Genomic DNA, 17840 nt, shown 5'->3' with positions numbered 1-17840 from the left:
TGAGAATGAAATCAATTGCACAAAATCAAAAGTTAGCAATTGTCGGTATGGATTGTTTTGTTAGTAATTCACCAACGTTAAATAAATTTGAACGCCTGATTTATGAAAGCAAGCAAAATTCAGTGACACCTGAAGATTATCAGCAAACTCCATTAAGTCGAGAGGTGATCAATTCTGCTTTAGAGAATGCTAAAATTAAACCGGAAACAAAAATAGCTTTAATCATCATTTCTCCCACAGAAAATTCTGCCAAGTTAGCTAATTATATTTCTGCTGAATTAGCATTTTTTGCGGAAGAGAAGTCGTTTTTATCAGCTTTGGATGTAAGTCAAAAACTATTAACTAGCCAGCAGGTTGAAGCTGTTTTAATTGTCGGGATAGATGGAAATTACTCGACAGAAATTAATACGGGTGCATATAGTTTCAGTTATGACGAAAAAGCTAAGGATGTAATTAAAACAGCAGGTGCAGCCGCCGTAGTATTACAACTGCATGAAACAGCCCAGCAACAAAATCATTGCATCTATGCAGTCATTGATGGTTTGAGTGTGGTGAAACATTCTCCAAATCACCTAGAAACTGTTACCAAAGCTTGTCAGGAGGCGTTGCAAATAGCAGATATTAAAGCCGCAGATATTGGTTATTTAGAAGTTGTTGCTAGTGGGATTCCCAACGCAGATACAGCAGAAATTCAAGGTTTAATATCAGCTTATGAGACAGGGACAGGAAATCTGAGTTGTGGATTAGGTAGCGTTAAAGCAAATATTGGCAACACACAAGCCACCGCCGGCATATTTAGCCTGATCAAAACCGCACTTTGTCTATATCATCGTTATATTCCCGGTGTTCCCCAATGGTCTAATCCTAAACAGCCAGAAATTTGGCGCGGAAGTCCCTTTTATGTAGCTGTAGCATCAAAACCTTGGTTTTTAGAACCTGGTGCAAATAAAAGGGTTGCTGCGGTAAATATGATAGAAGAAGATCATATTTATGGACATTTAATTTTGTCAGAAGAAATCAGCCAAATAGAACGCAGTAGTAAATATTTAGCAGAAATGCCTTATTATTTATTTGCCATTGCGGCTGATGATCGTGCTGCTTTATTAACACAAATTACTGCACTTAAACAAAATCTCACAGATGTTTCTTCCCTATCACAACTGGCTAGTGATTATTTCCAAAAATATCAACAATATCAAAAATCAACCTACGCTTTAGCAATTCTCTCACGAAATCCAGAAGAACTAAAAAGAGAAATTGAAAGGGCAATTCAGGGAGTAAATATTGCTTTTGCTACTGGTAAAGACTGGCAAACTCCCCTTGGTAGTTATTTTACCATTAATCCCCAAGGAAAAAAAGGTCATGTTGCCTTTGTTTATCCTGGTTCTTTTACTTCTTATATCGGACTAGGAAGAAATATCTTCCGTCTTTTTCCACAACTACATAATGATCTCGTCATTAAAAGTGTTTATAATCGAGTCGCCAACATTGAAAAAATTCTCTATCCTCGTAGCATCAATAAATTATCAAGAAGACAACTAGAAAGCATAGAACAAACATTAATAGATGATCCAGTTTCCATGCTGGAATCAGAAGTTGGTATTGCCGGATTAATGACGGCAATTCTGAAAAACTATTTCCAGATTCAATCACCTTATGCTTTTGGCTATAGCCTGGGTGAAACTAGCATGATGTTAGCCCAAGGTGTCTGGACTAGCTTTAAAAGTACCAGTGATTATTTGAATTCATCACCTCTATTTAAAACCCGACTATCTGGCCCTAAAAATGCAGTTCGGCAGCATTGGGGATTACCTTTAATTCATGAAGAAAAAAGCGCAGAATTTTGGAGTAACTACATCTTAATATGTTCACCTTCCCAAGTCCGAGAAGTGTTAAAAAATGAACAACGGGTTTATATGCCTTTAATTAATACACCTGAAGAAGTAGTTATTGCTGGTGAAACCAAAGCTTGTCAAAGAGTCATCGAAACTTTAAAATGTGATGCTTTTCCCACATCAATTAATCATGTAATTCATTGTGAACCAATGCACTCTGAATATGATGAATTGGTGAAAGTAAATACCTTGCCCACTCAAGCAGATTCAGCCACAATTTTCTATTCTGCTGCCGAATACTCACCAATGAACATTGATAGTCATTTAATAGGCAAAAATATTGCTACAGCCCTTTGTCATCAACTTGATTTTCCTCGCTTAGTTAATCATGTCTATAATGATAATATCAGAATCTTCATTGAAGTCGGTGTTGGTGGTAACTGTAGCCGGTGGATTAGCGAAACTCTCAAAAATAAAGAACATTTAACTGTATCTTTGAATAGAAGAGGTGTAGATGATCATACCTCTATTATCAAAGCCTTAGCTAAACTATTTAGTCATCGAGTTGAGTTGGATTTATCACCATTATATTCTTTGCCAAATATCAAATTTGATCAAGATATTCCTTGCAAGAATCAGTCATTTTTTCAAGATAATTCTTTGTTAAATTATGAACGCAAAATTAAATCCATCCCTAGTTATCAAAGTTTAAATGATAATAATGCCCGTCTGGCTAAAGCACACGGCTTTTTATTACAGTCCCGGCAAACATCACTTCAACAACTTAGTCTTTTTCTCCAGCAGCAATTAGATTTGTACAAAAAAATGGTGCTAGAACCGAGAAAAGAAAAGTAGAAATACACAGTAATGTTTGTGGGATAGGCAAGATGCCTATCCAAATTTTCAAGTTGAATATATAACCATTTCAATAGAGTATTTACTTCAAAAATTATGTTGAAACAACATCAACAACTCAAATTTTCTCCTTCAATGAATAACAATTACCAAGGATGGCAAGGCGATTTAAATACTGTGTCTTTTGATGCAGAAAATATTAAAAATAAACTGATGAATTTAAATTCCCCTTGTTATATTCTGAATAGAGAAGGACAAATTGGTATTAGCAATGAAGGCAGTTTATCATATAGTGCTAATGGTAAAACCAAGAAATTAGAAATGTTTTTAACTGTCCCTTCTATCGGCTTAAATCAATTAGGTGATCCCAGTTTTCTAGAGTTTTATGCCGTAAAATATGCCTATATGACTGGGGCAATGGCTCAAGGTATTGCATCTGAAGAAATGGTAATTGCCCTGGGAAAAGCCAACATTTTAAGTTCATTTGGTGCAGGAGGTTTATCACTTGCCCGTGTAGAAACAGCAGTTCACAAAATTAAACAGGCTTTACATAATAAATCCTATGCTTTTAACTTACTGCATAGTCCTAGTGAACCTGCTATCGAACGGCGTTTAATTGATTTGTATTTACAGCACCAAGTCAGGATAATTGAAGCCTCTGCATTTTTAGATTTAAGTGATAATATCGTCTACTATCGAGCGGCGGGACTAAGTTTAAATTCAGCCAATGAAATCGAAATCAAAAATAAAATCATTGCCAAAGTTTCCCGTCGGGAAGTTGCTACTAAATTCCTCCAACCTGCACCCACAAAAATTCTGAATCAATTAGTTGCACAAGGATTAATTACTGAATTGCAAGCTAATCTGGCTGCGAAACTGCCTATGGCTGATGATATTACCGTAGAAGCAGATTCAGGAGGACATACAGATAATCGTCCCTTGGTTTGTTTATTACCTTCTATCTTAGAATTAAGAGACGAAATTCAACGCAAATATGATTATGAAAAACCTGTAAGAATCGGGGTAGCTGGGGGAATTTCCACACCTCAATCAGCACTAGCAGCTTTAATGATGGGTGCAGCTTATATTGTCACCGGTTCTATTAATCAATCTTGCCTTGAAGCTGGGACTTCTGAATATACAAAAAAGCTCCTAGCTGAAGCAGAAATGACTGATGTAATGATGGCACCCGCAGCAGATATGTTTGAAATGGGCGTAAAATTGCAAGTTCTTAAAAGAGGAACTCTTTTCCCCCTCCGCGCTCAAAAACTAGGGGAATTATATAAAAATTATAATTCCTTTGCCGAAATTCCCCCAGATGAAATAGAAAAATTAGAAAAACAAATTTTGCGAAAAACAATTGCCGAAATTTGGCAAGAAACATCTACTTATTTATCTCAACGTAACCCAGAAAAATTAAAAAAAGCAGACAGCAATCCCAAACTAAAAATGGCCTTAATATTTCGCTGGTATTTAGGATTATCTTCCCGCTGGTCTAATAGTGGAGAAAAAGGTCGAGAAATTGATTATCAAATTTGGTGTGGCCCAGCTATGGGAAGTTTTAATAATTGGGTACGTGGTTCTTATTTAGCAGATATCAATAATCGTCGAGTAGTTGATATAGCCGATCAAATTATGACAGGTGCAGCCTATTTATATCGCATTCAAAATTTAAAAATTCAAGGCTTACAAATGCCAGAAGAATTCAGCCAATATCAGCCACAAAGTAGATTGGGTTAAGGAAAGAAACCCAAGTAAATCTTTAATAATGATAATGTTGGGTTATGCCTTTGGCACAGTATAGCTAACGCCTCCCGTCAGGGATACGTGAACGCTATCGCTCAACCCAACCTACATTTTTACTATTTCGATAGTTCTTGTTTAGCAATTGGTAATAAATATGTCTATAAATAGGAAATTGGGACAGTTAGAAGAAACAATGGAAATCCTGAATCAACAGGCTAAAACATGGAATGTAGTTACTATTAGCCGGATTCGAGGAAATATCCAAGAAACAGTTCTTAGACAGTCTTTAGATATTTTGCAATATCGTCATCCTGCCCTTAATTCTCACATTATTAACTCTAGAAAATCTTACTATTATCAGTCCAAAGGTACAGGAAAAATTCCTTTCCAAGTTGTTAATATTATAGAAAGTCAGGAATGGGAAGCAGTCGTTAATGCAGAAATGAATCAAGTAATTGATAGTAGTAAATATCTGCTGAGAGTGCTACTTGTAAAAATATCAAATCAGCAGAATATCAATTATCTGATTACAACTACACATCATGCTATTACCGACGGTTTATCAAGCATCCAACTTCACTCAGAAATTTTAACCTATTGTCAAAAAATTACCGAAGGTACGTCTATTGAATACGTTACTACGCTAGAAACTCTGCCACCCGTTGAAAAACTGTTACCAGCTTGGACAAATAGTTTTAAAGGAAAGCTAGGTAGAATTTCTTTGTTATTAAATATTGCATTTCAAAAATATTGGAATCAGCCAAAAGCACTGAAAGTAGAAAAGTATATTCCTATTTCTCAAAGACGTTCCGAAATTATTCATAGACAACTTAACCAAGCATCAACACAAGATTTTATTCAGCAATGTAGACAAGAAAATACTACAGTACAAAGTGCCTTATGTGCAGCATTAATGTTAACAGTATGCAAAACAGTTATTCAAAGTCATGAAAATAATATTAAAGTCAGTTGTTTATCATATCTTGATTTAAGAAGACGCTTAGAGGCTAGAATTAGTGAGGAAAATATGACAGTTCTAGCAACGTCATTAATGGAATTTTATCGAATTACAAATAACATGACTTTTTGGGAATTAGCACGAAAAATAAAGCATAACTTAAATAAAAAAATTAACAAAGGAGAGATTTTTCAAATGATATTTCTAGCTAAACACCTCATAAATTTTTCTTTATTATTCCCCAATCAAGTATCTCCTACAGTCTCAGTTTCTAATGTTGGTAAAGTCAATATTCCCCACACTTATGGTGAATTAGAACTAGAAGAAATCAGTTTTGCTGGTTCTCATGCTTTATATGCAGGGATGTTTATTGTTAACGCTGCTACTTTTCAGGAAAAAATGACCCTAAACTTTGTCTTTTCTCAACCTTCAATTAATCGGCAAACTATGGAAAAACTTGTTGATAATTGCCTTGATTGTATCATCAAAAATTCATCTCATTACTTAATACCAGGAGGCACATAAATGAATAATAATCTCTCTAATTCCCTACCTGACAACCAAGATAACGCCACTAAAATTCAAGCTTGGTTAGTTTCCGAAATTTCCTCCTTACTGGGAGTTAACCCAGAAGAAATAAATATTCGTGAACCTTTAGATAGTTACGGTTTAGACTCAGCACAAACCATAATTATCGCTAGTAAAGCCGAAAAGTTTTTAGGATTTAAATTATCACTTATCCATCTTTGGTATTATCCTACCATTGAAGAACTTTCTTTCAGACTATCTGAAGAATTAGAAAATTCCCAGTCAGAAATTATCCAGTTATAACCTCTACAAATTCTGTTTAATTCCTGACAATTTAGTTTTTCCTCCTTGATTATTGGGACACTTCGCTAGATTAGGATAGCCTAATTCAGCCAGGTGTCCTCTTTCCTAAGTTCTTATTTTTAAATAAGGGAGATTTCTTATGAGCGCAGCAGAAATTTTAGCAAAACTTACTCAACAAGGTGTATTATTTTGGGCAGAAAATAGCAAACTTAATATTCGTTCTCCCAAAGGAGTAATTACTCCAGAAATACAATTAGAAATATCTACATATAAATCAGACATTTTAGCACTAATACAGGAAATGAATGTTACTGATAACTATGCTCATGAACCTTTAATTCAGGGTATTAGTTTACAGACTATTGGTAAATTAATTGGCGGCTTTTCTGGAGAATCACCCACAGGATATCAACCCCCAATTATTAACCCTAAATTCATGGCGGAAAACTTGAAAGTTACTTTTAGACCTTTACCTGATAATTATCATAATCCAGTTATTATTAGATTTCGGCAACAATTAATATTCTGTCTTCAAAAGCAAGGTGTGAAAGTAATTCCCTGGAAAGAAGCCACAACCGAATTAAAACATACCATTAAAATTCCCATTATTAACTGGCATAAATCCTTGAAAATGCAGGGAGTTAGAGCAGATATTGATGCTGTTGTTGATGTAGAAAGACCAAATTCATGGGTAAGAAAATTAGGAATTTTTGTAGCTGAAACCTGGTATAAATTATCTTATTCATGGCTAAAAGAGAAACAACAAATGTCCGTGATCCAAATCGCTAAATTGAGTAGTTGGGCTGAGGATCATGCGGCTAAATATGTTGAAGATCCTACGAATACACAAGTCGTAATTCTCACGGATATAGACAGTGAATTTGTTAGCCCGCTCACACCCTATACAGAAAAAATCCGCATTGGCATCAATACACTAGTTAAAACCTTTTCAGAAATTGTCATTGGTGTATCTAATGAAAAATTTTCGATTCTGAATATGAATCTTTCTGATTCTAAGTTTGCTCCCGATGAAATTGAGGATTTTGCCTTAAAATCACTTGTTCCCAAAGTATTTGTCCCAATTACTCCCCTATTAATTAGTCGTTTTGAACTAGGAGAATATAATCCTCACTTATCAAACTATGCTGATAAATTAGTAAAACTAGGGCAAGAATTAGCATCTACAGGTTTATTTCCTGCCGGGTTTAAATTAGACGAAGTTATTAAAAGAAAATCCCATAGAGATATTGTGGATGTCATTGTTAATGGCAGAACAGGAGTATCTTATGGTTTTGTCGCTTATGCCGAACCTCCCCATTATGTAGGTCAACCAGAAATCACTATTGATGAATGGGAAAATTTATTACCTGTAGTGGGATTTCATAGTTATGAACTTCGCCAAAATGAACAAGGTAGACGTTATATAAAACTACATATCAATGGCGAAAATCAATTTAAGCAAATACCTGATATTTGGCTAGTGAGTTCTCGTTCTGGTGCGAATAAAACAGATTTAAATATTGACACTGATATTCTTCGGATTGGGTTACAAGATAAATTACATCTGCAATTACCATTAGGAAGTAGTGCAAAAACGGCAGATACCAAACCTTCCTATGATATCTATGTCATGTTAGCTATTAGTTTAGCAGCGGCTTTATACACACCAGAATTAATTAAAGATGGAGCGCCCATCGTTCACTTTCATGGCTATCCTGCTTTTGATTGGTTTCAAGAAAATGAATATTGTGTGGGGATGAATAATCCTTCTGTACCTTGTGGAACTTATGAATCAGGCGTTTTCAATTTTCTAGGAATTGCTGATTTAGGTAATCAAATAATAAAAGATGTCAATTTAATTAGCTTAGTAGAACCAGATCATGGGACAAATTTTATTGCTCATGATTTAGAGTATCTAATAAATAGGTTAAAAACTGGGTGCGTAACTGGACAAATTGAACTAGGTGGTAAAAATTTCCCATCTCTTAAGAATCATTAACAGGTAGGGTGTAGGGGTCTAGGGGAAAAATTTCCTTTCTTCATCCTGACTCCTGCTATATGCCGGCTGGATAAATGTCCATCTTTGCGCCGTTGGGAGAGAATTGTGGCAGGATGGAAAGAAGCCCATGCAACACCATAGAAACTTAGGTTTCGTGATCACATACTCAAAAGAGTGTGTTCCGCTTGGGAAACTGTCAAGAAGATCGTTAGTTTCGCACTGTCAACGAAAATTTTGACGGAAGGGATATACTATCCTCTGAATGTTAGTTAATTACAGAACAAGTTATAGCGGTTGTCAGTTAAATGAGAACATATAGTGATCACAACACTTAGACACCACAAGACTTGCAACCCTGTTCCCTATTGCTCGCTTCCCGTTCCCGGCTATATATACTCCCCACCTTGACTAGGAAATGAATCCAGAAAACTCAGAAACTTACATAAATCATCCAACTTGGGGTTTACTCTATAGGATCTGTATGGTTGATGAGAACCAGGATCTGTTTACCACACTCTATGCCCAACGCTTGTTTTTCCTGGTAACAACTGAACTAAAAGTTCTGAAATTTCAGCCCATTGGCCGGACTGAAGCCAGAATGATGCTGGAAAATCGCTTACGTACTTTGCGCCGCAGTGGTAATTCTCAGGAGTACGAGCAACTTCAAGGTGTATTTCAGCGCACATTCCAATGAGTAGTTCCATTAGCAATCGCCTTGCTCACATTCGCGCCTCACTCCCATCTACAGTGAGGTTGATTGCTGTTACAAAAAGAGTATCTACTGAATTAATGCGGGAAGCATACACCGCAGGAGTTCGTGATTTTGCCGAAAGTCGTATCCAAGAAGCTGCCAGTAAACAAGCCGAGTTACAAGATTTATCGGATATTACCTGGCACTTAATTGGACATCTACAAACTAATAAGGCCAGAAAAGCCTTAGAACTATTTCAATGGATTCACTCCGTTGATAACTTGCCGCTGGCCCAACGCTTAAATACTCTAGCGCAAGAAATGGGAGTGACTCCGAATGTATGCTTACAAGTCAAAATTCTCCCCGACGCGAATAAATCTGGTTGGATGGTTCCAGAATTATTTGCTGACTTGGCAGCACTCAATCAATGTCAGAATTTACGAATTCAAGGTTTGATGACAATTCCGCCTCAAGGGTTGGCGGATGGAGAAATTTTAACGGTATTTAATAGTACGTATGAATTAGCACAAACCATCCAATCACAAAATTGGCCAAATATTACAATGCAGCAGTTATCAATGGGTATGTCTGGGGATTACCAATTGGCAGTGCAAGCAGGAGCAACAATGGTAAGATTAGGTACAATTTTGTTTGGTCAACGCTCTTAGTCATGACTGGGGCTGTGATCCCAGACAGGATGATTGACAATCATTTGAGAACTTATATTTTCCACTATTGTTAATTGTCAAAAAATATAATACGCTTGTCAGTAATCCTGAATTTAAAAAGGTTTAATAGCACCTTTGTTTTTAAGGATCATTAGGCTATAATTTTAACTCATTGTTACAGATTCGTTAATGTGCAGGCATTAACATGAATATCTGTTGATAATTGAGAATTTGTACTAAAGACTAAAATCAGTAGTACAATTGCTACGTCAAACATCTACTATAGTTACGACTACTGCCTACAAGGGACTTTAATGTAACTTATAGCCAGGAAAATTAGGGGAATTTTAATCCGGGAGCATACAACATGAGCAATATATTTTCTAAACTCAGGGATTTTGTAGGGTTGAATGAGCAGGTAGAATACGAATACTACGAAGAAGAAGCTGATACAGCCAATAATTATCAGAATATCTATCAACAGGAAAATCCCCAACCAGCCCCACAGGAAACTACTCCTCCCAATCGGCGTTGGCGGGAAAATTCACCCACAACTACAGAAGAAGTAGCTGCAACAGTATCTAAACCTATGAGTAACGTTATTGGTATGCCAGGCGCAATTAATGGAATCTCTGAAGTTCTAGTCCTTGAGCCTCGCACATTTGAAGAAATGCCCCAGGCGATTCAAGCACTGCGCGAACGCAAATCAGTAGTATTGAACTTGACCATCATGGACCCCGACCAAGCTCAACGAGCAGTTGACTTTGTTGCTGGTGGTACTTATGCCTTAGACGGACATCAAGAACGAATTGGTGAAAGCATCTTCTTGTTTACCCCCAGTTGCGTGCAAGTTAGCACCCAAGGTGGTTTAATCCATGAAGTACCCCAACCAGCAGCCCGTCCCGTCCGTCCCGCAGCCACAGCAGCCACTCCTACTTGGGGAAATGAACCCACTCGCATGGCACAGTAGGCTAAATTAGTCATTAGTTCATAGTTTTAAATCCCCAATTAATTGACAAGGATGATTAACTATTAATAATTGACCACTAACTAGTGACTAATGAAAATGAATATAAAATTTGGCTTAATTGGCGGTGGGGTAATGGGAGAAGCTCTATTATCCCGCCTTATTATCAGTGGTATTTATCAAGGTTCAGAAATCATCGTCAGTGAACCCCAAGCTGAACGCCGCAGTTATTTAGAGCAGAAATATGAGGTAGTTGTCACCACAGATAACAGCCTAGTGTTAGGGGAAGCAAAAACAGCGGTGATGTTGGCAATTAAACCCCAAATATTTAGTGCGATCGCCCAAGAATTAGCAGATATTCTCCCCACAGAACATTCACCCCTAATTATTTCTATACTGGCGGGTGTAACTTTAAAACAATTGGAAGCAGCCTTTCCCCAAGTTCCCATAATTCGGGCTATGCCTAATACTCCCGCCACAGTAGGCGCAGGGGTAACGGCAATTTCTTTAGGTGCATATACTCATCCCCATCACCAACAAACAGCACAGCAGATTTTCACCGCTGTGGGGGAAGTTGTGGAAGTACCGGAAAGCCTCATGGATGCGGTGACAGGATTATCTGGCAGTGGCCCGGCTTATGTGGCATTGATGATCGAAGCTTTAGCCGATGGTGGTGTGGCTGTGGGTTTACCAAGAGCGATCGCTAAACAACTAGCTGTACAAACAGTCTTAGGAACAGCCACACTAATACAAGAAACAAAAATCCATCCCGCTGAACTCAAAGACAGAGTTACCAGTCCTGGTGGGACAACTATTGCCGGTGTCAGCGCCTTGGAAAAAGCCGGTTTTCGTTCCGCTGTTATTGAAGCCGTGAAAGCCTCAAAAGAACGCGCTCAAGAATTGGGGAAAGGGTGATAATAACTTTTCAAGGTGACTCGAAAATCTTTTTTTCACTCAAGTTTTTATTCACCTTGAAAGGGATAGATTATTATGCTGCACTACAAACTTTTTCAACTACTTTTTGAGCATATCCATTATGTTCCCATGCGCCTGTTACTGCTCCAGCAAAACCTACAATCAGAAAACCGAGAACAGGAATGTCTTGCAACTTTTTGAACTCAGCAATCTGGTAGCATCTACAGTCTCCTGTTGATACAACTCGCGCCCAATGTTCGCAATTGAAGCGATAAAGTTCATAGTGCCAGTTTTCGTGAAACTCTTTCACAGAAATATGCAAAGCCTGATGTATCTGTTCTCTGTGCCAACTTCGTGCTTGGTCAGGTTGAAAATGATTCCAATCAATAGGCCAAATTGCCAGCCTTCCAGTATCTTTTTCTTTACCAGCATGAATTGGTTCCCACGCTAGAGAATCCCAATCATTAAGTTGTACGGAGTAGTGTAAAATACTGGGATTACGATGATCACGATGCTGTAGTAATCGTCCGTAGTGTGGATGATGGAAATTACTGTCAATTAGTTCGTGAAGATTTGGCATAATTCAAAGTAAGGGTAAGAGGTGAGGTTGTTGATCCAATCTACCAGTATCAATGTGATTTTTTAGCGAACTTCTTGGACTTCTCCCAAGCGGGTAAAGCGTATTTCAATTCGTCTTCGGGTGACATCCTCTTTCCGCGCTATCCCTGCAAATTGTCCATTTGGTAATATTAATTGTGCCGCAGAATAAGCACGAAATGATAGTCCAGATAGTTTACCTTGTTTTTTTTGGATCTCACCCAAGACCGTGACAACTGACAAAGCCCGCATTAATCCCAAATCAGCATTAGAACCTGCTTGTAGTTTTCCTACTTTTAAATTACCACTAGCTACATTTTCTAAATTTACATCTAAATTACTAATTACTTTACCATTAGCTTGTCCGTCTGTATGTCCAATGATTTCCACAACATTAATACCATATTGTTTAGTCCTTTTTTCTATTTCCGGCACTATTTGATTCAATATATAAATTGACATTTTCGCAGGAATTTCCGCACTACCAGAAGCGAATCTATAATCACCTTGATCTTTGATAACTATGATTGGGGGTGTATCTGTTGATTGTTTTTCTGGCTTTATTTTGGTTTTTAAATATTTTACTTGATCCTCTAATTGTTTGACTTTCACAGCTAAAGTGACTGAATTTTGAGCAGGTTTATTTTTATCTTTAGTGATTTGCGATATAATAATAGTCAGAAATAAAAATAAAACTAATATCATAAAAGCATTAGACATCAAATCTGTAAATGCTTGCCAAACATTTAAATCTTCATTGTATTCAGTGTAGCGTGAACGACGTGCCATAAGTTAAATGTCTTTGTGAATGAATATGATTTACTTTGCTATTCGCCCTCTTTTTTGAGTCTGATAATAGAATTTTTTGTATCATAAAGATTTTTATTACATTCCTGAAGATTACCGATGACCCTTTGAAAACCTTGCGTATTGATACTGGTTTGTTTATTAATTCCTTGAATTATAGTATTACTCACAGTTTGGTACTCGGAAATTAGTTGGGAATTATTATTTTCTAAGGATTTGATTAAATCTGATTGAATATTAGCAAATTCAAGACTAAATTGCTGGACATATCCTTCTATACTATCCACAAAAGTTTGAATTTGTGGGTTATTTGCAATGCTAAAATTAACTTCTGAAGTATATATTTTTACGGTTTCCAATAAATGATTAATAGCTGTTATTAATTCATCTAAATTATTAACTTTATCATGTACTTTTTGATCTAAAGCATCCAGTTTATTAACTGCCTTTTCATAGCTATTAGCTCCTTCTTGAAGTTGAGGAATAATTTCACCTAAAAGATTTTGGTTGGTTTGATGTAAATCTAATACTTGAATTGAGGTTTGATGAATACCTTTAATATCTTCCCCTAAATTAATTAAACTTTGACTACAATTTTCTATTTCAATTAAGGCATTTATAATCAATTCCGTTGTTTGAGCTAAACTTGTTGCTGATTCCGAAAATTTTTGCTGTGTATTACTCAAATCTACTGTAGCTAATGATAATTTTAAAGGAAACTGACTTTCATTGAAAGTTTCAGCCGACTCTTTAAATATCTGAGATGTTGAATTTAACTCTGTCATAGAATTTTTAAATTCATTAGCAGCACTAGATATAACACCAGATGCTTCCGTAAATCTTTCATAAACTTGTTTAGCTAATTCTGTAGCTTCTTTATTTCCGTCAGCAATTTGCTGTGCTACTTTTCCCATAGATTTTTCTACAGCTTCCCGCACTGTTTCCCCGAAATTTGTTAAAAATACATCTTGTTGGGATACCATTTTATTGACTATTTTATCAAGACGATTATCACCCTGAATTTCAGGAAGATAAATATTATCTAGATAATCTTCTAAAGAACTAATCAGACGATATTTAGCAAGTCCACTATTAAAAAGAAAATTGAATACTGTTAACACAGCACTAAAAAATAGTCCTGTTAAACTGGTAGTAAATGCAATGCTCATTCCTTCCAATGGTTTCTTTAATTCAGTAACTAAATTACTAACATCACTTGCATTAACTTGATTAATTGTTTGACTCAAAGTAGATAAATTAATGGTGATACCTAAAAAAGTTCCTAATAATCCAAATGCTAACAATAAATTTGGTAAAATTCGACATAAATAATCTATTTGTTCACAGGTTAATCCCTTACCATTTATTTTTTCCTGACTATAAATTTGATCTATTAATGCTCCTGTATTTACCTGTTCTAACTGTTTACTAGCTTGCTGAAATCTATCTTCTAATGTTTGAACAATTTTTGGTTGTTCTCCGCGTAGTCCCGTGTTAATTAATCTTTGGATTTTATTAGTCGAAGTTATCAAATAGCGATAAAGAGATACACGAAGAAAAATAGTAATTAGAGATGGAATGACAACCAGAAAAACAGTGACAAAAATTAAGTAAGGTGGTAATGGTGGCATAAAAATGACCTTTGGTAGTGTAGGAAGATTATTAAAAGTGGGTAGTGATTAACTACCCATAAAAAGGCTATTTTAGGTTAGATATTTCTGTAATATTCTTTTCTTTTGTATCTCATAATCTTCTTGAGTAATCAAGTCATCATCCAACAATTCTTTAACTCGTGCTAATTCCGAACGTAATTTATCTTGATTTTGATTATTATTCTCTGTAGAAAAATTACGAACTATTTCACCAGTAAGAGCTTTTTGATTTTCTATATTGTCTGTGGGTGGAAGAGAATTTGTATTTCTCAATTTACCTTCCATTTTCTTCCAAAAACGATTTATTACCCCTTCCTTAACTGTAGGTTGAATATTGTCTGGTGAGACATATACTTTTTGTATATAGGGAAAATTTTGACTATCTTCGGGTATTTGCTTCAACTTATCTGGAAATTGACGTAGTTTCGGCAGATATTCATTTTCCCATAATTTCGGATTATTTTGCATTTTAGAAATTGTATCATCTAAAATCTTCTGCAAAGTATCCGCCATATTGCGGTTATTTGCCAAATCTTCCAAGGCTTCCATCCAGTTTTCACTGACAGCAGCAGTATAGTAACTATCTTGGAAAGAATCATAATGTTGAAATTCTAATTCCTTATTTTTCTGATTTTCTTGTAACAATTCTAATGCTAAACAAGGATAAAAAATATCCTCCAGTTCTTCCATTCTTCTAGCATCTGGGGGAATGATATCAGGAAAAGAAGCACGAGAATCATTATGTAAAAAAGATGTTCCAGAACTTTGTTCTCGTAAATATGGATTTCTCATTCTTTCCAAACTACTAATTAATCTCAATGGAAACCCTGCATACTCATTGACAATTAAGATTTCATCATCTGCTTGTATTGCTTTTAAAACACTTGTAGAAATCCCTAAATCTTGTGTGAGGAGTTTTTTGAAATCTGTCACATCTGATTCATCTGTATCTTTATATCCTACTAATTTACTACTTTTATCATCCTCGTCTCGGAAATAAGGATCATTCAAATTTAACCGCAGTAAGGGTTGAGCTTCCTGCATAATTTGTGTTAAACGAGTTGAACCAGCAGATGATGAATATTTTCGCATGAAGCGTTTAATTACAGAATTGACAATATTGCTACCACGAAAAGCAAATATTTTAACAACTGTGGGATCAATTTCTTGTTTTAGCTGGGAGTATGTAGCTCTTTCTATATTTAGGAAAAATGCCAAAGATGAACCTTTACCCGATGTTTCTGTAATTGCTGAACTTGCTAAGACTAATTGCGGACGCAGATCATTTTCTGGTAACATTGTCTGATAGCAAAGCTCTATATCTTCACTATCAAAAATTGCCTCTCCACTCATTTCATCAAAATTTAATTGTTTTAATTCTCGTTCCTCTTTTTCATAAGCACTTTGTAAGTCTTCTACTAAACTGCTAAAAGCAGCAACTTCTTTTTCTCTTTCTTGAACGTGCTTTTGTAACTGACTAACAATTTTTAGTGTTTCTTGGATAACTGTTAAATCAAAATTATGCCTAATTAGTTTACAAACTTCCTGGATAGCTTTTTTACATTCGTCTTGAAATTGATTATTCTTTAAATTGCCAATCAGGATAAATCTATTTTCCAGTTCTTCAATAATTTGGTCAGTATTATCCCACTTTCTTTCTACGTCTTCTATGCGTTTCATTCCCCCCAAGTCAGCTATTGATTCTTGCAAATCACGTTGATATTTATGCAATTCATATTGCAATGCTTCTAACCAATTACGACCATTTTTAATAGCAAAGTTAGCCTCTATTGGTGTAAGTAACTTAATTAAATAATCATCAATATTCGTGCTAAGTTCTTTGATGATTTTAGGAGCAGCTTGTATCAATTTAGTTAACCAATAACCGCGAATACTTTCTGTTTCTCCTGGTTGCACAGTGCGAAATTGTTTATAAAATTCTGTCGCTAACTGCTGACGAATATTTACACGATCATCTTTATTTTTAGATTCGGAGATTAACCTTGATAATTTAGTCTGCCAAGTTTTGATACTATTACTAAAAGTCTTGTTAGATTCTTCTACAGACTCCGCTAATTTATTAGTTAATCCATCTCGTTTTACTAAATCATTATGCCAGTGATGTTGAATTAAAAATTGTTCAAGTAAGTTGATAGGATCAGGACTTTGACCTTTACCATTTAACCAGAATTTGATTAATTCTGAACTAACTTTTGTTAAGGCTATTTGAATGATAGTATCACGAGGAAAATAAATTGCCGATAGTCCAAATGTTAAGTATATCTGGCTATTAGGACGAGGATGTTTGTCCGATTGAATTAGGTGTTGTAGAAAATTATCTCGATTTCCTTTAATCACTGGAGCTAATTCACCAGAAAATTCTAAACCTATTTTATGAGCAATTACATTACATAGCTTACCTTGGGTAAGTATTTCATATTCTCCCCCTGTTTGATGAGATAGCAAATAAGCATAATCAAAAGGTGGACGTTTTTCTTGAATAATTGATAAATTTTCAATATCATAACAAGCTGCAAATTCTGTACCAGGATTACTGTAATGATTTAGTTCTTTTAATGCAGCATAGGTATTCGCAATCATTCTAGTAGTATTACCATACAATTCTGGACTAATTACTAAATAGCCAAAAATGCGAGCGCCTTGTTCACCATAAAGATTTCTCAGACTATAAGCAATATCTAAAAACATCCCGCTTCCTGTACCACCACAAAGAGAACCAACAACAAAAATACTTAATCCTGGATCTATTTTAAAGCCGGATTTCAGCAATAAAGCTTCATGTCCTCTGGTGCGTCTTTCTGCTGTTTCAATTGCTGTTTTTACTTTTTGATAGTTGTGAAAAAAGGCTAATCTTCCTACAGGTCTGATACCTTTTGCACCTTCTTCTACTGCTTTAATATTCCGCAATAATTGAGGCGGAAACCAGATTCCAATATGATCATAAGGACCATAACTATTATATTCTGAACGCCGTTCTAGTCCTTCTACAAACATGGTGACATCTTTCGATGACATGGTAGCGCTGACTTTTTCAGATTCTTTAAAACTCAGATCAACACCATGATAGGTACTTCCTGTTCTAATCCCTGTGACTTGTGTTGCTGCTTTATCTGTGTCTATATGAACAAAACTAACAATTGGTAAGTTATTTAAGTCTCCATAACGGTCAACAATTAATCTTCTAATTCGCATTAATACATCTCTACCAGTTCCACCTAAACCGATACAAATTGTCCGATTAATTCCTCTATACTGGGTTTCATTTGTAGATGCTTGAGTCATGGATTTTTCTCCTATA

General features: G+C 35.7%; 13 protein-coding genes. 9 read left to right on the top strand and 4 right to left on the bottom strand.

The window, feature by feature from the left end:
• The first annotated feature begins 5 nt into the window (after positions 1 to 5).
• The 9 genes from FJR11_RS08065 (at position 6) to proC (ending at position 11465) form a co-directional block, all read left to right on the top strand.
• Complete coding sequence (locus FJR11_RS08065; protein ID WP_174762970.1) at positions 6 to 2690, top strand: PfaB family protein; 2685 nt, start codon at positions 6 to 8, stop codon at positions 2688 to 2690.
• Positions 2691 to 2786: 96 nt separating this feature from the next.
• Positions 2787 to 4430: a PfaD family polyunsaturated fatty acid/polyketide biosynthesis protein gene (locus FJR11_RS08060; RefSeq protein WP_168503190.1), complete on the top strand. Its 1644-nt coding sequence runs from the start codon at positions 2787 to 2789 to the stop codon at positions 4428 to 4430.
• A gap of 160 nt (positions 4431 to 4590) precedes the next feature.
• Positions 4591 to 5919 carry a condensation domain-containing protein gene (locus tag FJR11_RS08055; RefSeq protein ID WP_168503189.1) on the top strand — a complete coding sequence of 443 codons (1329 nt, stop codon included), beginning with the start codon at positions 4591 to 4593 and terminating at the stop codon, positions 5917 to 5919.
• Positions 5920 to 6225 (top strand): acyl carrier protein, encoded by a 306-nt coding sequence (locus FJR11_RS08050; protein WP_168503188.1) that lies wholly within the window; start codon positions 5920 to 5922, stop codon positions 6223 to 6225.
• A 139-nt stretch (positions 6226 to 6364) separates the two neighbouring features.
• Positions 6365 to 8224 (top strand): hypothetical protein, encoded by a 1860-nt coding sequence (locus FJR11_RS08045; RefSeq protein ID WP_168503187.1) that lies wholly within the window; start codon positions 6365 to 6367, stop codon positions 8222 to 8224.
• A 415-nt stretch (positions 8225 to 8639) separates the two neighbouring features.
• A complete protein-coding gene (gene pipX, locus FJR11_RS08040) occupies positions 8640 to 8918 on the top strand; it encodes a transcriptional coactivator PipX (RefSeq protein WP_027402694.1) in 279 nt (92 codons plus the stop codon).
• Positions 8915 to 9583 carry a YggS family pyridoxal phosphate-dependent enzyme gene (locus FJR11_RS08035; RefSeq protein WP_168503186.1) on the top strand — a complete coding sequence of 223 codons (669 nt, stop codon included), beginning with the start codon at positions 8915 to 8917 and terminating at the stop codon, positions 9581 to 9583. Before pipX ends, FJR11_RS08035 begins: the two co-directional genes overlap by 4 nt.
• A 367-nt stretch (positions 9584 to 9950) precedes the next feature.
• Positions 9951 to 10553: a cell division protein SepF gene (locus FJR11_RS08030; protein WP_168503185.1), complete on the top strand. Its 603-nt coding sequence runs from the start codon at positions 9951 to 9953 to the stop codon at positions 10551 to 10553.
• Positions 10554 to 10649: 96 nt separating this feature from the next.
• On the top strand, positions 10650 to 11465 hold the full coding sequence (gene proC, locus FJR11_RS08025) for a pyrroline-5-carboxylate reductase (RefSeq protein ID WP_168503240.1): 816 nt from the start codon (positions 10650 to 10652) through the stop codon (positions 11463 to 11465).
• A 73-nt stretch (positions 11466 to 11538) separates the two neighbouring features.
• Here the strand turns inward: proC and FJR11_RS08020 are convergent, their stop codons facing one another.
• From FJR11_RS08020 to FJR11_RS08005, 4 genes are all read right to left on the bottom strand, one after another.
• Complete coding sequence (locus tag FJR11_RS08020) at positions 11539 to 12045, bottom strand: hypothetical protein (RefSeq protein ID WP_168503184.1); 507 nt, start codon at positions 12043 to 12045, stop codon at positions 11539 to 11541.
• Positions 12046 to 12107: 62 nt separating this feature from the next.
• Entirely contained in the window at positions 12108 to 12851 is a 744-nt protein-coding gene (locus FJR11_RS08015) for a flagellar motor protein (RefSeq protein WP_168503183.1), read from the bottom strand.
• A 38-nt stretch (positions 12852 to 12889) separates the two neighbouring features.
• Positions 12890 to 14500: a hypothetical protein gene (locus tag FJR11_RS08010; protein WP_168503182.1), complete on the bottom strand. Its 1611-nt coding sequence runs from the start codon at positions 14498 to 14500 to the stop codon at positions 12890 to 12892.
• A gap of 72 nt (positions 14501 to 14572) precedes the next feature.
• Entirely contained in the window at positions 14573 to 17824 is a 3252-nt protein-coding gene (locus FJR11_RS08005; RefSeq protein WP_168503181.1) for a tubulin-like doman-containing protein, read from the bottom strand.
• Positions 17825 to 17840 lie beyond the last annotated feature (16 nt).

The organism is Anabaena sp. UHCC 0187 (assembly GCF_009712035.1).
Taxonomy (GTDB): Bacteria; Cyanobacteriota; Cyanobacteriia; order Cyanobacteriales; family Nostocaceae; genus Dolichospermum.
This window is presented reverse-complemented; position numbering and strand designations above follow the sequence as displayed.